The sequence below is a fragment of the Duganella guangzhouensis genome, from assembly GCF_009674535.1.
Taxonomy (GTDB): Bacteria; Pseudomonadota; Gammaproteobacteria; order Burkholderiales; family Burkholderiaceae_D; genus Rugamonas; species Rugamonas guangzhouensis.
This window is the reverse complement of sequence record NZ_WKJK01000002.1, coordinates 455,253-479,631: the sequence shown is the minus strand read 5'-3', so window position 1 is coordinate 479,631 and position 24,379 is coordinate 455,253. Positions and strand designations below refer to the sequence as shown.

Sequence of the window (24,379 nt, the reverse complement as noted above, 5' to 3'; positions counted from 1 at the left end):
AGGATCACCGTCAGCGCGCGCGCAGCACCATCGCGGTGCCGACGGTGTGTATCGAAAAGCTGTTGCGTCCCGCCGCCTTGACGCGGTACAGCGCCTGGTCGGCGGCGCGCATCATCTCTTCGCTGTTGGTGTCGGCATCGACCGTGATGGCGATGCCGATGCTGCTGGTGACCTGGCGCGGCACGCCGCCGATCAGGAACGGCGGCTGCATCGCTTGCAGGATTTTTTTGCCCAGCACATCCATCTCCATATTCGACGCCAACTGCTCAAACACGATGACGAACTCGTCGCCCGCCAGCCGCGCCACGGTGTCGGTGTTGCGCACCGCGTCCTTCAGGCGGCGCGCGAACTCAACCAGCACCTGATCGCCCGCCGCGTGGCCCAGCGTATCGTTGATTTCCTTGAAGTGGTCGACGTCCAGTATCGCCAGCGCCATCGGCTGGCCGGCGCGGCCGGCACGCGCCAGCGCGAGCGGCAGGAAGGCGTCGAACATGCGGCGATTGTGAAGGCTGGTCAGCACGTCGGTGCTGGCCAGCTGTTGCAGTTCCAGCTCGGCCTGGGCGCGCCGTTGCGACAGGCCGTAGAAGGCGCGGCTCAGGTGGCCGAACTCGTCGCGGCGGACGATGTCGAACACGTTGATGTCGGCGCGGCCGGCGCTGATGTCTTCCACGTGCTGGTGCAGGCGGCGCAGCGGCCGCAGCAACTGCTTGGTGATCAGCCAGCCGAACAGGCCGGCGCAGAAGGTCACCAGCATCGCTCCCAGCAGCGCGCGCAGCCGCACGCTCAGCATCGAAGAAAACGCGCTACGCACCGGGTAGGATAGGGCGATGGTCCAGTCCACTTCGCGCAGGCGCTTGTGCACCAGCAGCACTGGCACGCCGTCGTCGAGCACGCCGTCTTCCCAACCGTCGTCCGGTAGCAGCGCGGCTTCCAGCAGGCTGCCCTCGCTATCGTCGCCCTGTTCCAGAATGCGCTTTTTGTCCGGGTGGTGCACCATCACACCTTTGCTGGTGACGATGAACAGATAGCCATCGGCGCCTTGGCGCAGCGCGTCGAGCTGTGCCGAGAATGATGGCCGCAGCAGTTCCATCGCGCCGACCAGGATGCCAATGATATTGCCGTTGGCATCCAGCAGCGGCTGGGTCAGCACCACCACCGGTTGGCCGGAAATGGCGCTGCGCAGCGGTGCCGAGATCACGCCCTCGTGCAGTTGCAGGGTTTGCTGGAAATAGGGGCGGGCGACGATGTTGACTTGTTTGAGGCGACGGTCGTGCAGATTGGCCACCAGGTTGCCGGCGCGGTCGAAGGCGTTGACGTTGAAGAAGGTGTCGCGCAGGGTTTCATGCGCTTCCAGCATGGTCTGGATTTGTGACAGCGACAGCTGGCGGCCGTTGATTTCCTCCGCCACCACTTTCAGCAGATTGCGCTTGTTCTGGATATCGTTGTCGATGAAAGCGGCGGCGCCGGTCAACAGCGACAACTCCTGGCGCGCGATAACCTCGCGCAATTCGGCTTCCGCGATCAGCAGCGAAATACCGCCGGCGCCGATACCAGCAAACAGCACCAGCGTAATGACCAGCGCCGTGATCTTGAATTTGAAGCTGTAGAAAAAACTGGAGAAACGCCGCATGCTGTCTCCCGGACATGCAAGGCCATCATGACCCAGTATAGCGCAGCCATTAACAGGCACGCGCCCGCCTGCGACGGCGAGCCGGAAATCCCCATGGCAAAGTGGAAATTTTGATGCATTGGGCTGTGTTGTCAGCACACTCTTGCGCGGCCTCAAGTGCGGCTCCCCAGCGCCCGCCCATCCTGACTTTTTCCACGTCGGGATGTTTGGATTGGGCTCCAAAATGGAACTAATTACCTCGAAATTGATCCAACTATATCAAGGCGAGCAGTTTGACGACCGCGCTCAGTGGCACGCTGGAAATGGGCCGGTTCGCTATCTTGATGCGATAGAGCGGTTACAGTACCGTATCCGCATTGCAGGTGGGTTGTTGTGGGATGTGACCGGAACGCAGTTGGATACTTCCAATGGGGGATTGGGCAGCGACGCGATGGGGCACGCAATTTATGTATTGGATGCGATGGGAAACCTTTACTGCTCTGGTGTTCATCAGTACTACAGATTTCATCACTCATCATTCGTTGCAGGCGCGCCGGTAGCCTGTGCCGGTGAAATCGACGTGCTTAGTGGCATGCTCATTTATCTTAACAATAGAAGCGGTCACTATTTGCCATCTACCCTTCAACTGCGCCAGTTTTGCGAATACTTGCGCTCGATGGGAATTGAATGTCCTGATGTAGAAAACTTTGATGGAGATTTTCAGTCGTGAGAAATCCGTCCTGGCGCGCTGTCGTTACAGCGCTTGAGTATGCGATGCAGTTTTCTGCCGACCCTGAGAGCGTGCTGGAGAGGCATAAATTATTCAAGATTGTTTGGTACCAAACAATCTACCCCTTTACCATCAGCGAAACCCGGCGTGCCTTGCAGTTTCTGGAGCTGCATCCCGACATTGAGATCGAACGACTTTTGCCGCAGCCGCATTCCAATCTGACGTTGCGCCGAGCGTTCTCGCACTTGCATCGGACCCTGGCCAGGTTGCCATGCTAGCCACTGATCTTGGGTGCCCATTGGCGGCGGAACAGGATGATGGTGCTGGCGGCGCCCAGCAGCAGGAAGATGAAGATGGCTTTCATCGGCGTTTCGTAGCTGCCGCTGGTGTGCAGCAACCAGCCGGACAGGCTGGCCGAGACGCCGCCCGCCAGACTGGTCGCCACTTGCTGCAGTCCGGTGTTCAGGCCCACCGCCGGCTTGGGAATCAGCGTCAGCTTGCACAGTGCGAGGTTGTTGGCGGTGACCAGCCCCAGCAGCGAGAGCGAGGCGACATTCCAGAACAAGGCCATTTCAAGCGTCTGCGCATACGCCCCCAGCAGCACGGTGGTGGCGCCAATGAAACCGGCCACGATGAAGGTTTTGCGCACCATCACCGCGTCGCGGCCGCGCGCGATCAGGCGGTCCGCCGCCCAGCCCGCCAATGCGGCCACCACGGCAATGCCGGCAAAGCTGAAGAAGGTGTACAGCCCGGATTTTTCCAGCGACAGTCCGCGCTGTTCGACCAGATAGGCCGGCATCCAGGTCATGCAGTAGAAATTGAAATAGGCGTAGCAGAAGTTGTTCAGCAGGCCGCCCCACACCACCGGACTGGCCAGCAGATTCCGCAGCGGCACCGATGCCGCGCGCTGCACCCGTTCGGCCAGTTCCTGCTGGCTGGGGAAGTCGTTCTTCACCTGCGTCAGCCACGGCCACAACCACACCAGCCCGGCCAGGCCGGTGGCGATGAACATCGCCTGCCACGAGTGGTGGACGATGATCCAGGCGCCGATCGGCGCACCCAGCGCCGGCCCCATCTTGCCGCCGATGGAGAAGATGCCCAGCGCCGTGCCTTTCTCGCTTTCGGCAAAGTTGTTGGCCAGGTAGCGGTAGGTGGCTGGCACCACCACGCCCTCGGCCACGCCGATCAGCAAGCGCATCAGGATCAGCGCCCACAGCGTGCCAACCATGCCGGTGGCCGCCGCCGCGCCGCACCACAGCGTGAAGCAGATGGTGTATGGCCACTTGACGCCGTAACGGTCGACCAGCCAGCCCATCGGCATTTGCACCAGGCCGTACGACCAGAAGAACGCCGAATTCAGCCAGCCGCGCTCGATGCTGTTCAAGCCGAATTCGCGGATGAAGGCCCGGTCCGCCAGCGCCGACGACAGGCTGGTGCGGTCGACAAAGGAAATCATCAGGCCCAGCGCCAGCAGCACGACGACCAGCCAGCGGCGTTCGCGAATTGTCTCCATTGAAATCTTTTGTGGTTGCTATCCGGGCAGCATAGTGGATGGCCAGCCGCGCGTCTCTAGACAAATCGCAGTTTCGCTGGGATTTTTAAGATGCATGAACTTCTTGTTATAAGGAAATAATTCAGTTAAGCTGAATTTCAACCTATCGCTGCCAGCCCCCGCTGCCTGGCAGATTCGAACGGCCCCAGCCCCGCCGTGTGTTCGAACTCCACTTTTAGCCCCTTATTCCATCATGTTCGCTAACTTGACTATTCGTACCCGGCTCATCGGCACCATGGCCCTGTTGGGCATCCTCATTATCTTTATCGGTGTACGCGGCATTTTCGCGTTGCAAACAACCAACGCTGTACTGAAGGATGTGTACAGCAATTCCATGGTGTCGATGAAGGCGATTTACGAGGCGCAGATCCAGATTGACCGCGCCCGCCTGTCGCTGGACCGCGTGGCGCTGAGCCCGGACGCCGCCAATGCGCAGGAAACTTTAAAGAGAACGCAAGATTTCATCGACGGCAATGAGAAGTACTGGAAGAGCTATCTGGCGCTGCCGTTCGGCGATGGCGAAAAAGCACTGGCCGACCAGGTGGAGGCGCAGCGCAAGGCGCTGGTCAACGACGGTCTGCAAAACGCCATCAAGGCACTCAACGACAAGAACAAGCCGGAGGTCGATCGCCTGATGCTGAGCGAGATCACGCGTCTGTTCCGGCTGTACACCGACAGTTCGGAAAAGCTGTCGACCTACCAATTGAAGGCCACCCAGGCCCAATACGAAGCCAGCCAGGCGGCGTATGAACGCAATATGCTGTTGTCAGTGGTGGCGATTGTGATCGGCATCGTGGTGGCGGTGGTGTCAGGCCTGCTGTTGCTGCGCGCGGTGATGCAGCCGCTGAACCAGACGCTGTCGCACTTCCAGGCCATGGCGCAGGGCAATCTCTCCAACCACATCGAGCGCGGCCGCAAGGATGAAATGGGCGCGATGATGGAAGGGCTGGAGCAGATGCAGGAACGGCTGGCCGGCACCGTGCGCAGCGTGCGCGAGGGCAGCGATGCGATCGCCACCGCCAGCAGCGAAATCGCGGCCGGCAATCTGGACCTGTCGCGCCGCACCGAGCAGCAGGCCGCCAGCCTGGAGGAAACCGCATCCTCGCTGGAAGAGCTGACCTCGACCGTGAAGCAGAACAGCGACAATGCGCGGCAGGCCAATACGCTGGCCAGCTCGGCGTCCGAAATCGCGATCAAGGGCGGCGAGCTGGTGACGCGCGTGATCGACACCATGGGCTCGATTACCGAATCGTCGGACAAAATTGCCGACATCATTGGCGTGATCGACGGCATCGCCTTCCAGACCAATATCCTGGCGCTGAACGCGGCGGTGGAAGCCGCCCGCGCCGGCGAGCAGGGCCGAGGCTTTGCGGTGGTGGCGTCCGAGGTGCGGACGCTGGCGCAACGTTCGGCGGCGGCGGCCAAGGACATCAAGGCGCTGATTACCGATTCGGTGGACAAGGTGGGCAGCGGCAGCGCGCTGGTCAACGAAGCCGGCACCACGATGCACGAGATCGTCACCAGCGTGCGCCGTGTGACCGACATCATCGGTGAGATCAGCGAAGCCGGCCGCGAGCAGGAAATCGGCATCGAGCAGATCAACCAGGCGGTGGCCGAGATGGATACCGTGACGCAGCAGAACGCGGCGCTGGTGGAACAGGCCGCCGCCGCCTCGCAAGCGATGCAGGAACAGGCCGCCAAGCTGGCCGAGATGGTGGCGGTATTCCAGGTCGAAGGCAGCAACGTCGCAAGCCGCAGCGCGGCGCCGCGCAAGCCCGCCACCAAGCCTGTGGCCAAGCCGGCAGCGCGCGCGGTGGCGGCACCAGCCGAACCATTGCGCCGTCCAGCATTGAAGACGGCGGCCAAGCCGGCCGCCAAATCTGCCGGCAAGCCGGCCGACAACGAGTGGGAAGAGTTCTAAGCCCTTCGACACCGCCCCGACTAGTTGGCAAGAGGTTACTTTATTGTAAAATTGAATAAAGTTCAGCAACCTCGATCAGGACCAGCATGCCGCGCAGGAAATTGGAATACGCACCATCGATACGTTCCAAACTCATGTTGCTGGTGCTGGCCTGCATCCTGCCAGCGGCGTTGCTGGCGGTGCTGCTGATTAACTACGATTATCGGCTGACCTACGATAACTTCATTCGCAGTGCCTTGGCGACCGCCCATGCCAACGCGATGGAGGTGGACAAGGAACTGGCGATCGTCGAGTCGGCGCTGGTCGGCATTGCGACCTCGCCCCATCTGAGCCGGGGCGACCTGCAAGCGTTCGATGCGCAAGCCCGCCAACTGAGCGCGCGGCAGAATATTTTTAACCTGGTGCTGGAGAATGCCGACGGCCAGCAACTGGTGAACACCTTCCGCCCATGGGGCGTGCCGCTGCCGCGCGAAGCCGGCTCCGCCTCGCTGCGCTTTCTGCGCGAACAAGACCGCACCTTTATTTCCAGCCTGTTCGTTGGCCCGGTGGCACAGCGCCAGATGGTGGCGGTCGGCATTCCGGTCACCGCGCGCAATGGGACCTGGTACGCGCTGACCGCCACCATCGCGGTCGAGCGCTTCGGCACTATTCTGCACCAGCAGCATTATCCTGAACATTGGGTCACCAGCATCATCGACCGTGGCGGCCGGATCGTCGCGCGCACCGTCGACATGCAGCGCTTCGTCGGTACACAGGCGCTGCCGCAAGTGCGCGAACGCATGCGCCAGCAGAGCGAAAGCGCATTTGAAACCGAAACACTGGATGGCAAGCCGATTCTGGCGGTGATGGCGCGCGCCGCCAACTCCGGCTGGACGGTGGCGATCGGCATTCCGCTGGCGAACCTGAAGGATGAGATGTGGCGCAAGCTGTGGTCGTTGGTGTTGGTCACCATCGGCCTGCTGGGCGCCGGGCTGTTGATCGCGTGGAAGATCGGCACCCGCATCCGCCGCTCGATGCACGGGCTGATCGCGCCGGCGCTGGCGCTGGGCGCGGGCGAACGTGTCGTGCCGGTATCGTATGGCGTGCGCGAATCGGACGAAGTGGCGGCGGCGCTGGTCAAGGCTTCGGAGATGTTGCAGCGGACCCAGCACCAGGCCAGCCACGATGGGTTGACCGGTCTCGCCAACCGCGTGATGTTCGGCGATTTCCTGGCGCGCCAACTGGCCATCAGCCAGCGCAGCCAGGGCACGCTGGCGGTGCTATACCTCGACCTGGATCACTTCAAGACCATCAACGATACGCATGGCCACGCGGTGGGGGATCAGTTGTTGATCGAGGCGTCGGCGCGCCTGACCTCGCAGCTGCGCAAGGCCGACATGGCGGCACGGCTGGGCGGCGATGAGTTTGCGGTGGTGCTGGTGGATGCGGGCGAGGCGGAAACCGCGCGCGTGGTCGACAAGCTGGACGGGGTGATGGCGCAGCCGTATCGCATCGGCGAGCTGCAGTTGCGCGCGGGCGCCAGCATCGGCGTGGCGCTGTATCCGCAACATGGGGACGATTTGGAGCGTTTGCTGGAGGCGGCCGATCAAGCCATGTATCAGGCCAAGGCGGCGCGCCGGTCCGGTGGTCGGCCCGGCGCCGCAGTGCTGCCTGACCGTTGACGGTCAGGTCGGCGGACTTACTCTTCCAGCAGGCTGCGCAGCATCCACGCGGTTTTCTCGTGGACGTCGAGGCGCTGGGTCAGCAGGTCGGCGGTCGGTTGATCGTCGGCCTCGTCCACCACCGGCAGCAGCTTGCGCGCGGTGCGGGCGGTGGCTTCCTGCGCCGCCACCAGATGGCGCACCATGTCCAGCGCGACGGGCACGCCTTCCACTTCCTTGATGGTCGCCAGCTTGGCGAACTGGGCGTAGGTGCCCGGCGCCGGATAGCCGAGCGCGCGGATGCGTTCGGCTATCTGGTCGAGCGCGGTCCATTGTTCGCTGTACTGCGTCATGAACATCTGGTGCAGCGAGTTGAACATCGGACCTTTAACGTTCCAGTGGAAGTTGTGGGTCATCAGGTACAGCGTGTAGCTGTCGGCCAGCAGGCCGGACAGGCCAGCCGCGATTTTCGCGCGGCTCTTTTCGGTCAGACCGATGTCGATCTTCAGCGGTTTAACTGCCATCATCTAGCTCCTTGGTTGGTGATGCGACCCGACCATTGTAGCGTTATGTTGCAGAATCCGCCTGTCTCGTTCGGCTTAACCCGCCTGCCAGCCGCCGCCGATGGCCTTGACCAGCTGTACCCCGGCCTGGCGGTAGCGGGTGCTCAGATCCAGCTCGCTGCGGCGTGACTGCAGGTAGGCGGTCTGCGCCGTCACCACTTCCAGATAGCTGGCCGCGCCCTGGTCGTAACGCTTCTTGGCCAGATCGAGCGCGCGGCCGGCGGCGTCGGCGGCCTTGTGGTCGAACTTGGAGGCCTCATCGTAGTTGTTCAGCAGCGTCAGCTGATCTTCCACTTGCTGGAACGCGGTCAGCACCACCGAGCGGTAGTGCGCGCCGGCTTCATCCAGCTGCGCTTCGGCGCCAGCGATCTGGGCGCGGCGGCGACCGCCGTCCAGCAGATTGACTGCCAGCGTCGGACCAACCGCCCAGAACATATTCGAGGCCTGAGCAAAGCGGCCGAAGTCGCTGGACTGGAAACCACCGGTCAGGCCCAGCGTCAGCGCTGGGAACAGCGCGCTGCGGGCGATGCCGACCTGGTCGCTGGCGGCGGCCACGCGCAACGCGGCGGCGCTGATGTCCGGCCGGCGCTGCAGCAGCTGCGACGGCACGCCCAGCGGCAGCGGCGGCGTGACGAAGCCGGCGTCGCTGGCCGGCTCCAGCGTGAAGCCGGCGGCGTTGGCGCCGACCAGCGCGGCAATCGCGTGTTCCTGCACGCTGCGCTGTGCCTGGCGTTGACGCAACATCGAACGGGTCGATTCCACCTGGTTCTCGGCGCGCGCCAGATCGAGGCCGGAGGCGCTGCCGCCGTCGTGACGGCGCGTCACCAGATCGGCCTGGCGCTGATAGGCTTGTTCGGTTTCGCGCAACAGCTTGATGTCGGCGTCGGCGCCGCGCAGGGCCAGCAGCGTATCGGCCAGCTGGATTTGCAAGGACAGGCGGGCCGCGGCCAGATCGGCGCCGGCGGCTTTCTCCTGCGCCTCGCCGGCGCTGACGGTTTTTGCGACACGGCCCCACAGATCGACCTCATAGCCGAGGTCGAACTGCAGCGTGCCGCTGCTGTACTCGGCCGGCGAGGTGGCCAGCGATCCGCGCAGCGGCTTCAGGTCGGACTGACGGTCGCGCTGACCGTTCAGCGACATGCCCAGCGTGGGCGACTGCGCCGAGCGCGCCACGCCGGTGGCGGCCTGGGCCTGCTTGTAGCGCGCCAGCGCGCTGGCCAGGTCCGGGCTGTTGGCGATCAACTGCTGCTCCAGCGTATTCAGCTGGGCATCGTTGTACATGGTCCACCAGTCGGCGGGCAGGGCGGGCGCCTGGGCGTTGGCGTCGGCCCAGCCGGCTGGAATGTCGCGGAAGTTGTGTGCCAGCGGCACCGCCGGCGGCGGCTGCACCGGCGCTTGCGCGCAGGCGGCCAGCGCCATGGCTATGGTAGTGGCGTAAAGGACTTTTTTCACAGCTTGGCCTTGGCGTTGTTATTGGCATTGGCGGCGGCAACCTTGACCTGGTCGCCGGTGCTGACGCCATCCGGTGGATTGGCGATCACCTGGTCGTTGCGGTCGATGCCGGAAGCGACTTCGACCACGTTGCCGAGGTCGCGGCCGACGGTGATCGGCTTGACCACCACGCGGTTATCCTTGCCCAGCGTGGCCACTTGGGTGCCAGCCTTGTTGAAGATCAGCGCGCTCGGTGGAATGCTGAGCGCGGCGCTGGCCAGCGGCGCGTCGAAGTGGATCGACGCGTAGCCGCCTGGCAGCAGCTCGCGGCTGTCGTTCTGCACGGTCAGCTGCACCAGCATGGCGCCGGAGCTGGCGTTGATCGACTGCGACAGCGATTGCACGGTGGCGGTGAACACTTTGCCCGGACGCTCAGGCACGCTCAACTCGGCCTTGTCGCCGACCTTGATCGCAGCCACCTGGCGCTGCGGCACGTTGACATACACGCGCAAGCGGCTGATGTCGGACACCACGAACAGTTCCGAACCCGGTGCGCCGCCGACGTTGATCAGCGCGCCGACGTCGGTGTTGCGGGCGGTGATCACGCCGTCGAACGGCGCCACCAGGCGGGTGTAGCGCTGCAGCGCCTGCACCCGGTCGACATTGGCCTGCATGGCGCTGACGGCCGATTGCTTGGCCGCCAGGTCGCCGGCTTTTTCATCGGCTTCCTGATGCGACACCGCGTCCGCCTGCAGCAGACCCTGCCAGCGCTTGGCGGTGCTGGTGGCCAGCGTCAGATTGCTGCGCGACGTGGCCAGCTCGGCCTTGGCTTGCAGCAGTTGCTGGTCGAGGTCGGGCGTTTCAATGTCGGCCAGGGTTTGGCCATTTTTAACCTGGGCGCCGATGTCGACGCTCCAGCTTTTCAGGTAACCGCTGACGCGGGCATAGATCGGCGCGCGCTGCCACGGTTCGATGCGCGCCGACAGTTCCAGCGGCGCGCCGGTGATTTGGGTGGCGGCCAGGATGCTGACGGTCGGCACCACCGGGGTGCTGGCTTCCTTGACTTGTTCGGCTTGCGAGCGGCGGCTCAGTACGCCGGCGGCCACCAGCGCGGCGGCGACGACGATCAGACCCAGGGCCAGTGGCTTGTGACCCGTGCGAGATGGATTAGACATGGACAGGTGCTCCGGAGATAGGTTGGTCGTTGGATTGGATTTTAGGCGCATGTTTTTTGTGGACGAGGCTGAACACCACCGGCACGAACAGCAGCGTGGCCGTGGTGGCGAAGATCAGGCCGCCGATCACGGCGCGGCCCAGCGGCGCGTTTTGCTCGCCGCCGTCGCCCAGGCCGAGTGCCATCGGCAGCATGCCGATAATCATCGACAGCGCGGTCATCAGCACAGGACGGAAGCGGACCGAGCCGGCTTCCAGCGCGGCCTTGGTGGCGTCGCCCAGTTCGTCCAGGCGTTCCCGCGCAAACGAGATCACCAGCACCGAGTTGGCGGTGGCCACGCCCATGCACATGATGGCGCCGGTCAGGGCCGGTACCGACAGTGTGGTGTTGGTGGCAAACAGCATCCAGACGATGCCGGCCAGCGCGGCCGGCAGTGCCGACACGATCACCGCCGGGTCCAGCCACGACTGGAAGTTAACCACGATCAGGAAGTAAATCAGCACCACGGCGCCCAGCAGGCCGAACAGCAGGCCGGCGAAGGCGCGGTCCATGGTTTTCACCTGGCCCAGCATCTGCGCCGACGAGCCCTTCGGCAGCTCGGCCTTGGTTTCTTCCAGTACCTTGTTGATGTCCTTGGCGACGGCGCCGAGGTCGCGGTCCTGGGTGGTGGCGTAGATCTGCACCATTGGCGCGATGTCATATTGGCTCACCACGGCCGACTGGGTGGCGCGCTGGAACTTGGCGACGCCGCCCAGGGTGGCGGTGCCGGTGGTGGTGCCGTTACCGACCGGCAGGTTGGCCAGCGACGACAGCGAATCCAGGGTCGGCTGCGGGGTCTGCATGACGATCGGGTAGCTGACGCCGTTGGCCGGGTTCAGCCAGAAGGTTGGCGCCACCTGCGACGAACCGGCCAGGTTGACCACCATGCTGTTGGTGATGTCGCGCGTGTTCAGGCCCAGTTGCTGCGCCTGGGTGCGGTCAACGTCGACGTTGAACACCGGTGCCTTGTTCGACTGCTGGATACGGGCATCGGCCACGCCCGGAATGGCGCGGATGCGTTTCAGCAGCTTGTCGGCGTAAACATAGTTGTCATCGATCTTGGCGCCGCGGATCTGGATGTCAATCGGCGCGGGGGCGCCGAAGTTCAGGATCTGGCCAACGATGTCGGCTGGCGGGAACGAGAAGGTGGTGTCCGGGAATTCTTCCGGCAGCACCTTGCGCAGCTTGCGCACATATTCGGCGGTTGGCGCGTGCTCTTCGCCCAGGGCGATCTGGAAGTCGCCGTCCTGGCTGCCGATCATGCCGGTATTGTTGTACGTGATGTTGATCGAGCTGGCCGGCACGCCGATATTGTCGGTCATGGTGACGATTTCGTTGGCCGGAATCACGCGGCGGATGGCTTGCTCGATTTTGGCGAAGCGGGCGGCGGTTTCCTCGATGCGGGTGCCGATCGGCGCGCGCACGTGGATCAGTACCTGGCCGGCGTCAACCGACGGGAAGAAGTTACTGCCCAGGAAAGGCACCAGCGAGAACGAGGCCAGCACCACCACCATGAAGCCGATGATGAAGGTCTTGCGGTTGAGCACCGCCGACTCCAGGATGCCGTAGTAGCCGGCGCGCAGGCGCTCGAAGCGGGCTTCGAAGGCGCGCTGGAAGTTGACCAGCGGATTGCGCGATGGCGGCAGCGTGGCCGCGCCGCCGTGACCGTGGGCATGGCCCTCGCCGGTGTCGTGCGGTTTCAGCAGGTAGTTGGCCATGGTCGGCACCAGCGTACGCGACAGCAGGAACGAGAAGATCATGGCGAAGATCACCGCCTCGGCCATCGGCACGAACAGGAAGCGCGATACGCCGTCCAGGAAGAACATCGGCACGAACACGATACAGATACACAGCAGCGAGACGAAGGCCGGGGTGGCGATCTGCGCGGCGCCGTCCATGATGGCGTTTTCCACCGACTTGCCATGTTCCAGGTGCCAGTTGATGTTTTCGATGGTCACGGTGGCATCGTCGACCAGAATACCCACGGCCAGCGCCAGGCCGCCCAGGGTCATCAGGTTGAGCGACTCGCCGATCGCCGACAGCGCGATGATCGAGCCCAGAATCGACAGCGGAATCGACACCGCAATAATAATGGTCGAGCGCCAGCTGCCGAGGAACAGCAGGATCATCAGGCTGGTCAGCGCGGCGGCGATCACGCCTTCCGACGCCACGCCTTTAATCGCGGCGCGCACGAATACCGACTGGTCGTTGATCGGCGTGACTTTCAGCGCATCCGGCCAGCCGGCCTTCAGCGTGTCGATCTTGTTGCGGATGCCGTCGACAATCGCCAGCGTCGAGGTCGAGCCGTTTTTCAGCACCGACATCAGCACCGAGCGGCTGCCGTCGACGTGCACCACGTTGGTCTGCGGCGCGTTGCCGTCGTGGACGTTGGCGATGTCGCCGAGGTAGATGGTGGCGCCATTGACCACTTTGACCGGCAGGCGCGCCAGGTCGGCGATGGCCGATGGTGCGCTGTTGAGCTGGATGGTGTATTCGAGCGAATCGATTTTCTGCGTACCGACCGGGGTCAGCACGTTTTGCGCCGCCAGCGCGTTGGCGATGTCCTGCGCCGACAGGCCGCGTGCTTGCAGCAGCGCCGGATCGACGTCAATCTGCACCTGGCGCTGCTTGCCGCCGTAGGGCAGCGGAATCGCCGCGCCCGGTACGCTGACCAGCGGCGTACGCACGGTGTTGGTGCCAAGGTCGGACAACTGCTGTTCGGTCAGGCCCTTGCCGGACAGTGCTACCTGGAGGATAGGCACGGTGGCGGCGTTGTAGTTGATGATCAGCGGCGGCGTAATACCGGCTGGCATCTGCTTCAGCAGCGCCTGCGAGATCGCCGTCACCTGGGCATTGGCCACCGCCACGTTGACGCCCGGCTGGAAGAAGATCTTGACGATGCTGACACCGGTGAGGGTGTTGGCCTCGATGTGCTCGATGTCGTTGACCGTGGTGGTCAGCGCGCGCTGGAACAGCGTCGAGACGCGGCCGGCCATCTGGTCGGGCGGCTGGCCGGTGTACTGCCAGGCCACGGCGATCACCGGAATTTTAATATCCGGGAAGATGTCGGTCGGCGTGCGCAGGGCCGACAGCGGACCGATGATCAATAGCAGCAACGCCATGACCACAAATGTATAGGGACGCCGGAGCGCCACGCGGACGATTTCAACTAACACAAAGTTACCCCCAGGACTGACTGACCGGACAATATAGCGCGGTGCAGCATTTTGATTAATGCGGCGGAATCGCATGACCTTATGAAGCTGGCTAATGAATGCCGTCGGTCAGCGATGTTGTGGCGCAGCAGATTGCTACATTAGTGAATAATTCTATCGTCATAACGGTTATAGTTGACTTAAGAATTGTTTCTGCAATGTATCACTGTGTATCGGAGGCCGCAGAACTGATATTTTTTTTGAAATGCGTGTCGATTTCTGAGGTGCTGCCACGTCGTAGAGGTAGAGTGACAAAGCACTCGGTTCTACCACCACACAGCTGAGGAGATTAGCATGAATGCCAAAGTTCAACCCATCCCTGAAGATATGCACACCGTCACCCCGCACCTGGTTTGCGAGGGCGCGGCGGCGGCCATCGAATTTTACAAAAAAGCCTTCAACGCCGTCGAACTGATGCGGCTGCCCGGTCCGAACGGCCGCGTCATGCACGCCGGCATCAAGATTGGCGATTCGACCATCATGCTGGCCGACGACTTTCCGGAGTACGGCGGGCTGGGGCCGAAGGCGCTGAAAGGCAGTCCGGTCACGCTGCATCTGTATGTGCTCGATACCGACGCCGCCTTCCAGCAGGCGGTGGATGCCGGCGCCTCGGTGCGGATGCCGCCGGCCGACATGTTCTGGGGCGACCGCTACGCCCAGGTGACCGATCCGTTCGGGCATCACTGGTCGATCGCCACCCATATCAAGGATCTGACGCCGGAAGAAATGATGGCGGCGATGCAGCAACAATCCGATTGCCAATAAGGAGCCAGCATGCGATTCATGGTGATAGTCAAAGCCACCGCCGACTCCGAAGCCGGCAAGATGCCCAGCACCGAACTGCTGACGGCGATGGGCAAGTTCAACGAGGAGCTGGTCAACGCCGGCGTGCTGCTGGCCGGCGAGGGGCTGCATCCAAGTGCGAAAGGCGCGCGCATCCGTTACGACGGCGCCAGCCGCACGGTGATCGACGGGCCGTTTGCCGAAACCAAGGAGTTGATCGCCGGTTTCTGGCTGATTCAGGTGGCCTCGAAGGAAGAGGCGATCGAGTGGATGCGGCGCTGCCCGAACCCGTTCGACGTGCCATCCGAGATCGAAATCCGCCAGGTGTATGAAATGAGCGACTTCGGCGAGGTGGCGACAGCGGAATTGGTGGCCCAGGAAGAGGCTTTGCGGGCGCGCTTGTGATACCTTACTGGCTCAGCCTAGTCGGGAGCACGATGTAATGGAATTCATGGTACTGCGCCGCGCCAATCAGAGCACGGAACGAGGAGTTCAACCGCCGGCGCTGGAGCCGGGCACCTTTCTGCGCCCGAGCGTGGAAGCGGTGCGGCTGCAGCGCCGTGACGGTGTCTGGACCGAGCAGCGTGGGCCATTCCCGCCGCGCGAGCTGGTGGCCGGCTTTGTGCTGCTGGAGGCCGCGTCGCGCGACGACATCGTCGAGCAGGTGCGCTGGTGGCCCTTGTTCGACAGCGGCGCGGTATATGAAATCCGCGATGCGGGCTGCCCCGGCAACTGCGTCGGCTTCGACGAGCGCGGCACGGCGGCCGGCACCATCCCGCAGCGCAAGGAAGAACTGACGCGTTACGTGGTGTTCCTGCGCTCGGACGGCGATACCGAGTCCGACGCGGTGCCGCCGCCGGAAGTCATCGATGTCATGAATGAACACAACGAGGCCGGCGTGCAGCAGGGCGTGCTGCTGGCCGGCGAAGGCTTGAAAGGCACCGGCTCGGCGGTGCGGGTGCATTACGCCAATTCGAAAACCTCGGTGGTGGATGGCCCGTTCACCGAAGTGAAGGAATTGATCGCTGGCTACTGGATGTTGCAGGCGTCCTCGCGCGAGCAAGCCATCGCCTGGGCCAAGGCATATCCGTATCCGCAGCCTGGCGACCTGACGCTGGAAATCCGCGAGGCGTGCGAACGCAAGGCGCATGCCGAATTCACGCCGGAGATGGTGGCGGCCGAAGAACGGATGCGCGCCGACATGCTGGAGGCGGGCTTGCGCAACGCCTTCAGCAAAGCGGCCCGTGGCGGCTGACGTCCACAAAATCGTGGCGGCGGTGTGGCGGATGGAGTCCGCCCGCATCATCGCCGTGCTGGCGCGCATGCTGCGCGACGTTGGCCAGGCGGAAGAACTGGCGCAGGACGCCATGGTGCTGGCGCTGGAGCGCTGGCCGGATAGCGGCGTGCCGGAGCAGCCGGCCGCGTGGCTGACCACGGTCGCCAAAAACCGCGCGCTGGATGCGCTGCGGCGGCGCCAGCTGCATCAGCAAAAAGAATCCGAACTCAGCTACGAAATCGACCTGCAGTTGCAGGATGCCGCGCCGGATCTCGACGCGGCGGTGGCCGACGCGCTGGAAAACGATATCGGCGACGATTTGCTGCGGCTGGTGTTTGTGGCCTGTCATCCGGTGTTGTCCACCGATGGCAGGGTGGCGCTGACCTTGCGCATGCTGGGCGGGCTCAGCACCGATGAAATCGCGCGCGCCTTCCTGGTGCCGGAAAAGACCGTGGCGCAGCGCATCGTGCGCGCCAAGCGCACGCTGGCCGAAGCCCAAGTGCCGTTCGAGGCGCCGCGCGCGCACGAGCTGGGCGAGCGGCTGGCCTCGGTACTGCAAGTCATCTACCTGATCTATAACGAAGGCTATGCCGCCAGCGCCGGCGCCGACTGGATGCGGCCGGCGCTGTGCGAAGAAGCGCTGCGGCTGGGGCGCGTGCTGGCCGGTTTGCAGCCGCAGGAGTCCGAGGTGCATGGGCTGGTGGCGCTGATGGAAATTCAATCCTCGCGTGCCCGCGCGCGGCTGGGGCCGCAAGGCGAGCCGATTCTGTTGCTGGATCAGGACCGGTCACGCTGGGATCAACTGCTGATACGGCGCGGCTTGGCAGCACTGGCGCGCGCCGAACAGATGGCGCTGGATGGCCTGGGACCGTATGCGCTACAGGCCGCGATCGCAGCCTGTCACGCGAGGGCGCGGCGCGGCGAGGATACCGACTGGCAGCGCATCGCCGCCTTGTACGACGCGCTGGCGCAGCTGTCGCCGTCACCGATCGTGGAATTGAATCGGGCCGTGGCGTTATCGATGGCCTACGGGCCGCAGGCCGGACTGGAGCTGGTCGACAGCCTGCTGGACGCGCCGGCGTTAAAAAACTATCACCTGCTGCCCAGCGTGCGCGGCGACCTGCTGGCCAAGCTGGGCCGTCACACCGAAGCCCGCATCGAATTCGAACGCGCCGCCGCGCTCACCAACAACGAGCGCGAGCGCCAACTGCTGCAAGCCCGCGCATCCGGGGTCAATCCTCCCAAAGCTACACGGGCTCTGCCGTAGCGTACGCTACGGCAGAGCCCGTGTAGCTTTGGGAGGATTGACCCCGGATACAATTACAGCGTCGCTTCGAGTACTTTGAGCAGGGCGGTGATGCCTTCGGCGTCGACGTCGTCGAAGCGGTTTGGCTGTGGGCTGTCGAGGTCGAATACGCCGATGATGGCGCCGTCCGGTCCGCGCACCGGCACCACCAGCTCGGATCGCGAGTTGACGTCGCAGGCGATGTGGCCGGGGAAGGCGTGCACGTCCGGCACGACGATGGCCTTGCCTTCAACCACGGTGGTGCCGCAAACGCCACGGCCTTTTTTGATGCGGATGCAGGCTGGCTTGCCCTGGAAGGGGCCCAGTACCAGCTCATCGCCTTTGAGGAAGTAGAAACCGGCCCAGTTCAGACCGGGCATGCTGTTGAACACCAGCGAGCTGAAGTTCGCGGTGTTGGCGATCAGGTCGGTTTCGCCATGTACCAGACCGGTCAGCTGTGGCAGCAGGTCGTTATACATGGTGTGTTTGGCGTCGGCGCTGTCGGTGCCGTAGACGGTGTCGCTGATGGTGAATGTCATGATCTGGAGTGCTGTAAAAGTGCGCAGAGGGGCTATATGGTAGCGCATTGTGGCGCTCCTAGTGATTTTCCGATCCTGTCCTACCCCGTTTGTAAGCCGTATCCGATAGCGCTGGGACGACGCGCGCGCTACTCTGGTTGGCAGCGTGTCACCGAAATGGGGGAAATATGTCGATCAGAAAAAAGAACGCTGAGCCTCCGCGTCAGAAAAAAAACAGGCCAGCTGGGCCTTCCATACCCGCCACCGTCGATGTCGACGTGCTCCTGATGATCGGCGAGGAGCGCATGCATATCGACCGTGAGGAAGACGATAACATCGCCTTTATGGCGGAGGTGGTGGATCCGCGCTGAGCTGGGTGCGCTGCCTGACAGACGCCCACACTGTACCGCGGCAGAATCGGTTATCGCTATCCGAAAGCCGTTGTTATGTCCGCAGATATGGTGATCGTCCGCAGGGAAGGGCTGTATTGCGTGCCCGGCCAGTTTTATATCGACCCGTGGCGGCCGGTGGAGCGTGCCGTCATCACCCATGCGCACGGTGACCATGCGCGCGGCGGCCATCGCCATTATCTGACGGCGGCGGCCGGTGTCAATGTACTGAAGTCGCGCCTGGGCGAGGTGGATATCACCGGTCTGGCCTATGGCGAGACGGTGCTGCACAACGGCGTGACGGTGTCGCTGCATCCGGCCGGCCATGTGCTGGGCTCGGCGCAGGTGCGGATGGAATATCGCGGCGAGGTGTGGGTGGCGTCCGGCGACTACAAGGTCGAGCCGGACCGCACTTGTGCGCCGTTCGAGCCGGTGCGTTGTCATACCTTCATCACCGAATCCACGTTCGGGCTGCCGATTTACCGCTGGCAGCCGCAGCAAACCATTTTCGACGAGGTCAATGCCTGGTGGGGCGCGAACGCGGCGCAGGGCCGCGCCAGCGTGCTGCTCGGCTATAGCTTCGGCAAGGCGCAGCGCTTGTTGAGCGGGCTGGCCCCGGAGATCGGCCCCATCATTTGCCATGGCGCGGTGCAGAGCCTGAATCAGGTGTATCGCGACGATGGCATCCAGTTACCGCCGACGCTGATGGTGGGCGACGTCGACAAGACTGCGCTGGGCAAGTCCATCGTGCTGGCGCCGCCTTCTGCCGGCGGCTCGCCATGGATCAAACGTTTTGGTGATTTCAGTGATGCCTTTGCCAGCGGCTGGATGCAACTGCGCGGCGCGCGCCGGCGGCGTGGCGTCGATCGCGGCTTTGTGCTGTCCGATCACGCCGACTGGCCGGGCTTGCTGGAAGCGATCACTGCCACTGGCGCGCAGCGCGTGATCGTCACCCATGGTTCGATCGCGGTGCTGGTGCGCTGGCTGCAGCAGCAGGGCTTGCAGGCCAGCGGCTTCGACACCGAGTATGGCGACGATGAGGCGGAAGAGCATGCGTGACTTTGCCCGTCTCTATGCCGAGCTGGACGAGACCACGTCGACCAGCCGCAAGCTGGCGGCGTTGCAATCCTATTTCACCACGGCGGCGCCGCGCGATGCGGCCTGGGCAGTGTATTTCCTCGCTGGCGGCAAGCCGCGCCAGGCGGTACCGACCAAGCTGCTGCGTCAGTATGCGATGGAATACGCCGGCATGGAGGACTGGCTGTTCGACGAGTGCTATCACGCGGTGGGCGATCTGGCGGAGACCATCGCGCTGGTGCTGCCGCCACCCGGCCAGCCGGATGCGCTCGGTCTGGCGGACTGGATCGAGTTGCGCATCGCGCCGCTGCGTGGTGCGGCGCCGGAAGCGGTGCGGGCGGCGCTGTTCGACTACTGGAATCAATTGCAGACGCGCGAGCGCTTTTTGTTGACAAAGCTGATCGGCGGTGGCTTTCGCGTCGGCGTCTCGAAGTTGCTGGTGACGCGGGCGCTGAGCGCGCTTGCCGCTGTGGATGGCAAGCTGGTCGCGCAGCGCCTGATGGGTTGGACCGACGGCAGCGTCAGCCCCACGGCGCAAGGCTTTCAGCAATTGATCGCCGCCCATGCACCGGAAGAGCTGGCGCAGCGTGGCGGTCAACCCTATCCATTTTTCCTGGCGCACCAGCTGGAGCGTGAGCCGGCCGCGCTGGGCGATCTGGCGCAATGGCAGGCGGAATGGAAATACGACGGCATGCGCGCGCAGCTGGTGCGGCGCGACGGCCAGAGCTGGCTGTGGTCGCGCGGCGAGGATTTGATTACCGAGCGCTTCCCGGAACTTGCCGCGCTGCCGTTGCCGGATGGCGTGGTGTTGGACGGCGAGATTCTGATCTGGCACGGCGGCGCCGCGCCGGCGCCATTTGCCGATTTGCAGAAGCGCATGGGCCGCAAGCAGGTGTCGGCGCGCTTGCTGGCCGAGTTGCCAGCGGTGCTGGTGGCGTACGACCTGCTGGAGCTGGATGGCCGCGATCTGCGCGATCTGCCACAGGCCGAACGGCGCATGCTGCTGGAACAGCTGGCCGCCAGTCTGGCGGATGCGAAGCAGCTGCGGCTGTCGCCGCTGATCGTGGCGGACAGCTGGCCGCAACTGGCCGAAATCCGCAACGAGTCGCGCGCGCGTGGCGTCGAGGGCATGATGCTGAAGGCGGTGGATGCGCGCTACGGCGTCGGCCGCACCAAGAGCGTGGGCACCTGGTGGAAATGGAAGATCGATCCCTACAGCGTGGACGCGGTGCTGGTCTACGCCCAGGCCGGCCATGGCCGCCGCGCCTCGCTGTACACCGACTACACGTTCGCGGTGTGGGATGAGGAACGCAAGCTGGTGCCGTTCGCCAAAGCCTATTCCGGCCTGACCGATGCGGAAATCGCCCAGGTCGATCAAGCCATCCGCAAGACCACGATCGAGAAATTCGGCCCGGTACGCAGCGTGACGCCGAGCATGGTGTTTGAAATCGGCTTTGAGGGCATAGCCAATTCGCCGCGCCACAAGTCCGGCATCGCGGTGCGTTTCCCGCGCATCCTGCGCCGGCGCGAGGACAAGGCGATTGAGGATGCGGATACGCTGGCTTCGCTGAAAAGCCTGCTGGCAGCGCCATGAACGCCGACGCTTGGTTTGCCGCGCGCGGCTGGACGGTGTTCCCATTCCAGCGCGCGGTGTGGGAGGCCGCCGCCGCAGGCAGCTCCGGTCTGCTGCACGCCACCACCGGCGCCGGCAAGACCTACGCGGTGTGGTTCGCTGCCATGCAGCGTGCCGCAGCTATCGGCGGTCGTGCCGGCCTGCGCGTGCTGTGGATCACGCCGATGCGCGCGCTGGCGGCCGATACTTTACGCGCGCTGCAGGAAGCGGCGCCGGCATGGCGCGTGGAGGCGCGCACCGGCGATACCACCTCGGCCCAGCGCGCGCGCCAGAACCAGCGTCTGCCCGACGCGCTGATCACCACGCCGGAAAGCCTGACGCTGATGCTGAGTCATCCGGACGCCGCCACCCGCATGGCGCAGCTGGCGATGGTGGTCATCGACGAATGGCACGAGCTGATCGGCAACAAGCGCGGCGTGCAGACCCAGTTGGCGCTGGCGCGCTTGCGGCGCTGGAATCCGGCGCTGCCGGTGTGGGGGCTGTCGGCCACGCTGGGCAATCTGGCGCAGGCGCGCGATGTGCTAGCGCCGGATGGCGTCATCATCGAAGGCCACGTCAGCAAGCAGATTCTGGTAGATACCTTAATTCCCGACCATCCGTCGCGCTTTCCGTGGGGCGGGCATCTGGGCATGCAGATGCTGCAGCCGGTGATGGCAGAAATCGAGCGGCACGGCAGCACGCTGGTGTTCACCAACACCCGTTCGCAGGCAGAGCTGTGGTATCAGCATTTGCTGGATGCGAGGCCGGATTGGGCCGGATTGATCGCACTGCACCATGGCTCGCTCGACAAGGAGGTGCGCGCCTGGGTAGAGCAGGGGCTCAAGCAAGGGCAGCTGAAAGCGGTGGTGTGTACCTCCAGTCTGGACCTCGGCGTCGACTTTTTACCGGTCGAACGTGTGCTGCAGATCGGCAGCGCCAAGGGCATCGCGCGCTTGCTGCAACGGGCCGGCCGCAGCGGCCACGCGCCGGGTCGGGTGTCGCGCCTGACGCTGGTGCCGACGCAAAGCCTGGAACTGCTGGAGGCGGCCGGCGCCATTCACGCCGTGGCGGCGCGCGATATCGAGGCGCGGCCGGTGCCGCATAAGCCGCTGGACGTGCTGGTGCAACATCTGGTGACGATCGCGCTGGGCGGCGGCTTCCGCGCGGCCGAGCTGCTGGCCGAGGTACGCAGCGCCTGGTCCTACCGCGATCTGACGGACGAGGAGTGGCAGTGGGCGCTGGATTTCGTCGCGCGCGGCGGCCAGTCGCTGGTGGCGTACCCGGAATACCGGCGCGTGCTGCAAGATGAGCAGGGCGTCTACCGTGTGCCGGACGCGGCGCTGGGACGGCGTCATCGCATGGGCATCGGCACCATCGTCTCGGATGCCTCGTTGCAGGTGAAGTACGTCAGCGGCGGCCGGCTGGGCAGCGTGGAGGAATCGTTCCTCTCGCGGCTGCGCAAGGGCGATCATTTTCTGTTTGCCGGCCGCATTCTGGAATTCGTGCGCCTGCACGAAATGACCGCCTACGTGCGCCGCGCCACCGGTGCGCGCGGCGCGGTGCCGCGCTGGCAGGGCGGGCGGATGCCGATGTCGTCCGAACTGGCGCACGCGGCGCTGGAGCAGCTGCGGCGGGCCACGCAAGGCCGTTACGACAGCCCGGAGATGCGCGCCATCGAGCCATTGCTGGCGATCCAGCAGCGCTGGTCATCGCTGCCAACCGAAGACAGCATCGTCATCGAAACCATGCACAGCCGCGAGGGGCGGCATCTGTTCATGTTTCCGTTTGCCGGGCGTTCGGTGCACGTGGGGCTGGCGTCGCTGCTGGCCTATCGCGTCGGCCGCCTGGCGCCGGTGACGTTTTCGATTGCCGTCAACGATTATGGCTTCGAGCTGCTGTCGGCGCAGGAGCTGGATTGGTCGGCGCTGGTGAATGCCGGCCTGTTCAGCGCCGATCATCTGCTGGAGGACGTGCTGGCCAGCTTGAATGCGACCGAGCTGGCGCAGCGCCGCTTCCGTGAAATCGCCCGCATTGCCGGGCTGGTGTTCCAGGGGTATCCGGGGCAGGGCAAGAGTGCGCGTCAGTTGCAGGCTTCGTCATCGTTGTTCTTTGCCGTGTTCAGCCAGCACGACGCCGGCAACCTGCTGCTGACGCAGGCACAGCGCGAGGTGCTGGAGCAGGAACTGGAACTCGGCCGCCTGCGCGCGACGCTGCTGGAATTGCAGGCGCGCAGCGTGCGTTTCCATGCGATCAAGCGCGCCACGCCGTTTGGCTTCGCCTTGATGGTGGAGCGCTTCCGTGAAAAGCTCAGTACCGAGAAACTGTCGGACCGCGTGGCGCGGCTGGTGCGCGCACTGGAAAAGGCGGCTGGACCATGAGCCAGCTGTTGACCGTCGCCAGCGAAGCGCTGCTGCTGTTGCCGCAGAAAGCGGTGTATTGGCCCCGCGAGCGGATGCTGATCGTGGCCGACATTCATTTCGGCAAGGCGGCGGCGTTCCGCGCTCAGGGCGTGCCGGTGCCGGCCGGCACCACCAGCGCCAATCTGGGCGCGCTGGACCAGTTGATGGCGCGCTACCCAGTGTGCCACATCATGTTTCTCGGCGACTTTCTGCACGCGCGGACCGCGCGCGCGCCGGCCACGCTGGCGGCGATGCAGGCGTGGCGCGCGCGTCATCCATCGTTGCAACTAACGCTGGTGCGCGGCAATCATGATGTGCATGCCGGCGATCCGCCGGCGGCGCTGCGCATCGACGTGGTGGACGAGCCGTATGGCTATGGGCCGTTCGCGTTCTGCCATCACCCGGATCTGGCCGCGCCGGCCTTTGTGCTGGCGGGGCATGTGCATCCGGTCTACTACCTGCGGTCGGGATGGGAGGCGGTGATGCTGCCGTGTTTTGTGGCGGCGGCGGACCGGCTGTTGCTGCCATCGTTTGGCGCCTTCACCGGTGGCCATGTGGTGACGCCGCAGCCGGGCCAGCGCCTGTTCGTCACCAGCGGCGAGGCGGTGCTGGCCATCCCATAACGACACTTGGTGGCAATGTGCCACCAGTCGACGGATTCGTCCTACGCCGCTTGCTGTGCATGTCCTATATTGTGCCCCTCGGCTGTGCACTACGATGACTGCTCCTGTGATGTAAGCAGGTCTATTTAACTTCAGGAGACGATCATGGCAACCAACGATCAAGGCAACAAGCAGGGCGGCAAGTCCGGCAGCCAGCAAAGCGGCGACACCAGCAAACGCGGCTTCGCCTCGATGGATCCGGACCAGCAGCGCGAAATCGCTGCCGAGGGCGGCCGCGCCGCGCACGAGAAAGGCACAGCGCACGAGTTCACGTCGGAGGAAGCGCGCCGCGCCGGTAGCATGAGCCACAAGAACGATCCGGGGCGTAGCAGCCAGAGCGCCACCCCGGGCACCAGCTCGCGTAGCGGCTCCGGCGGCAACAAGGGCAGCGCCAAGGCGGACGAGGCGGAGCAGGATGCGGACGCCGATAACAGTGGCAGCAGCAGTGGTGGCAGCGGCGGCAGCCGTTCTGGCGGCGCCGGTGCGCGTTCCAAGTCCTGATTC

Annotated in this window: 20 protein-coding genes; 13 read left to right on the top strand and 7 right to left on the bottom strand. The window is 64.3% G+C overall.

From position 1 onward, the window contains the following. Positions 1 to 10 precede the first annotated feature (10 nt). Positions 11 to 1,630 carry a diguanylate cyclase domain-containing protein gene (locus tag GJ699_RS05340; protein ID WP_154373808.1) on the bottom strand — a complete coding sequence of 540 codons (1,620 nt, stop codon included), beginning with the start codon at positions 1,628 to 1,630 and terminating at the stop codon, positions 11 to 13. Positions 1,631 to 1,853: 223 nt separating this feature from the next. Between GJ699_RS05340 and GJ699_RS05335 the strand changes: the two genes are divergently transcribed. Further along, entirely contained in the window at positions 1,854 to 2,339 is a 486-nt protein-coding gene (locus GJ699_RS05335) for an IQM protein middle domain-containing protein (RefSeq protein ID WP_154373806.1), read from the top strand. Between the two features lie 274 nt (positions 2,340 to 2,613). Here the strand turns inward: GJ699_RS05335 and GJ699_RS05330 are convergent, their stop codons facing one another. After that, complete coding sequence (locus GJ699_RS05330; RefSeq protein ID WP_154373804.1) at positions 2,614 to 3,852, bottom strand: MFS transporter; 1,239 nt, start codon at positions 3,850 to 3,852, stop codon at positions 2,614 to 2,616. Between the two features lie 244 nt (positions 3,853 to 4,096). On the opposite strand from GJ699_RS05330, the gene GJ699_RS05325 reads away from it, so the two are divergent. Both GJ699_RS05325 and GJ699_RS05320 read left to right on the top strand, forming a co-directional pair. Beyond that, on the top strand, positions 4,097 to 5,812 hold the full coding sequence (locus GJ699_RS05325; protein WP_308495502.1) for a methyl-accepting chemotaxis protein: 1,716 nt from the start codon (positions 4,097 to 4,099) through the stop codon (positions 5,810 to 5,812). Between the two features lie 86 nt (positions 5,813 to 5,898). Further along, positions 5,899 to 7,473 carry a sensor domain-containing diguanylate cyclase gene (locus GJ699_RS05320; RefSeq protein WP_154373800.1) on the top strand — a complete coding sequence of 525 codons (1,575 nt, stop codon included), beginning with the start codon at positions 5,899 to 5,901 and terminating at the stop codon, positions 7,471 to 7,473. A 17-nt stretch (positions 7,474 to 7,490) separates the two neighbouring features. Here GJ699_RS05320 and GJ699_RS05315 read toward each other — a convergent pair whose 3' ends face one another. The 4 genes from GJ699_RS05315 to GJ699_RS05300 all read right to left on the bottom strand — a co-directional run bounded on the left by GJ699_RS05315 (position 7,491) and on the right by GJ699_RS05300 (position 13,835). Beyond that, a complete protein-coding gene (locus GJ699_RS05315; protein ID WP_371867465.1) occupies positions 7,491 to 7,979 on the bottom strand; it encodes a Dps family protein in 489 nt (162 codons plus the stop codon). Between the two features lie 72 nt (positions 7,980 to 8,051). Further along, on the bottom strand, positions 8,052 to 9,467 hold the full coding sequence (locus GJ699_RS05310) for an efflux transporter outer membrane subunit (protein WP_371867464.1): 1,416 nt from the start codon (positions 9,465 to 9,467) through the stop codon (positions 8,052 to 8,054). Next, positions 9,464 to 10,621 (bottom strand): efflux RND transporter periplasmic adaptor subunit, encoded by a 1,158-nt coding sequence (locus tag GJ699_RS05305; protein WP_154373798.1) that lies wholly within the window; start codon positions 10,619 to 10,621, stop codon positions 9,464 to 9,466. The genes GJ699_RS05310 and GJ699_RS05305 overlap by 4 nt, the downstream gene beginning before the upstream one ends. Next, on the bottom strand, positions 10,614 to 13,835 hold the full coding sequence (locus GJ699_RS05300) for an efflux RND transporter permease subunit (RefSeq protein ID WP_371867463.1): 3,222 nt from the start codon (positions 13,833 to 13,835) through the stop codon (positions 10,614 to 10,616). The genes GJ699_RS05305 and GJ699_RS05300 overlap by 8 nt, the downstream gene beginning before the upstream one ends. Positions 13,836 to 14,168: 333 nt before the next feature. Between GJ699_RS05300 and GJ699_RS05295 the strand changes: the two genes are divergently transcribed. The 4 genes from GJ699_RS05295 to GJ699_RS05280 are packed head-to-tail and all read left to right on the top strand — an operon-like array spanning position 14,169 to position 17,200. Further along, the gene (locus GJ699_RS05295; protein ID WP_154373794.1) at positions 14,169 to 14,639 is read left to right on the top strand and encodes a VOC family protein; all 471 of its coding nucleotides are present in this window, start codon (positions 14,169 to 14,171) and stop codon (positions 14,637 to 14,639) included. Positions 14,640 to 14,648: 9 nt separating this feature from the next. Next, on the top strand, positions 14,649 to 15,062 hold the full coding sequence (locus tag GJ699_RS05290; protein WP_154373792.1) for a YciI family protein: 414 nt from the start codon (positions 14,649 to 14,651) through the stop codon (positions 15,060 to 15,062). 37 nt (positions 15,063 to 15,099) lie between these two features. After that, positions 15,100 to 15,912, top strand: a complete 813-nt coding sequence (locus GJ699_RS05285) for a YciI family protein (RefSeq protein ID WP_154373790.1) — start codon at positions 15,100 to 15,102, stop codon at positions 15,910 to 15,912. Positions 15,913 to 15,943: 31 nt separating this feature from the next. Then, positions 15,944 to 17,200 carry an RNA polymerase sigma factor gene (locus GJ699_RS05280; protein ID WP_154374137.1) on the top strand — a complete coding sequence of 419 codons (1,257 nt, stop codon included), beginning with the start codon at positions 15,944 to 15,946 and terminating at the stop codon, positions 17,198 to 17,200. 53 nt (positions 17,201 to 17,253) lie between these two features. Here GJ699_RS05280 and msrC read toward each other — a convergent pair whose 3' ends face one another. Continuing rightward, on the bottom strand, positions 17,254 to 17,757 hold the full coding sequence (gene msrC, locus GJ699_RS05275; protein ID WP_154373788.1) for a free L-methionine (R)-S-oxide reductase MsrC: 504 nt from the start codon (positions 17,755 to 17,757) through the stop codon (positions 17,254 to 17,256). Positions 17,758 to 17,924: 167 nt separating this feature from the next. Here msrC and GJ699_RS05270 point away from each other — a divergent pair, with 167 nt between their 5' ends. The 6 genes from GJ699_RS05270 to GJ699_RS05245 all read left to right on the top strand — a co-directional run bounded on the left by GJ699_RS05270 (position 17,925) and on the right by GJ699_RS05245 (position 24,376). Next, entirely contained in the window at positions 17,925 to 18,107 is a 183-nt protein-coding gene (locus GJ699_RS05270; protein WP_154373786.1) for a hypothetical protein, read from the top strand. Positions 18,108 to 18,182: 75 nt separating this feature from the next. Continuing rightward, the gene (locus GJ699_RS05265) at positions 18,183 to 19,184 is read left to right on the top strand and encodes a ligase-associated DNA damage response exonuclease (protein WP_195763463.1); all 1,002 of its coding nucleotides are present in this window, start codon (positions 18,183 to 18,185) and stop codon (positions 19,182 to 19,184) included. Continuing rightward, a complete protein-coding gene (locus GJ699_RS05260) occupies positions 19,177 to 20,796 on the top strand; it encodes an ATP-dependent DNA ligase (RefSeq protein ID WP_154373784.1) in 1,620 nt (539 codons plus the stop codon). The genes GJ699_RS05265 and GJ699_RS05260 overlap by 8 nt, the downstream gene beginning before the upstream one ends. Beyond that, positions 20,793 to 23,192, top strand: a complete 2,400-nt coding sequence (locus GJ699_RS05255; protein ID WP_154373782.1) for a ligase-associated DNA damage response DEXH box helicase — start codon at positions 20,793 to 20,795, stop codon at positions 23,190 to 23,192. Before GJ699_RS05260 ends, GJ699_RS05255 begins: the two co-directional genes overlap by 4 nt. Next, entirely contained in the window at positions 23,189 to 23,836 is a 648-nt protein-coding gene (gene pdeM / locus GJ699_RS05250) for a ligase-associated DNA damage response endonuclease PdeM (RefSeq protein ID WP_154373780.1), read from the top strand. Before GJ699_RS05255 ends, pdeM begins: the two co-directional genes overlap by 4 nt. A 144-nt stretch (positions 23,837 to 23,980) precedes the next feature. Next, the gene (locus tag GJ699_RS05245) at positions 23,981 to 24,376 is read left to right on the top strand and encodes a KGG domain-containing protein (protein WP_154373778.1); all 396 of its coding nucleotides are present in this window, start codon (positions 23,981 to 23,983) and stop codon (positions 24,374 to 24,376) included. Positions 24,377 to 24,379 lie beyond the last annotated feature (3 nt).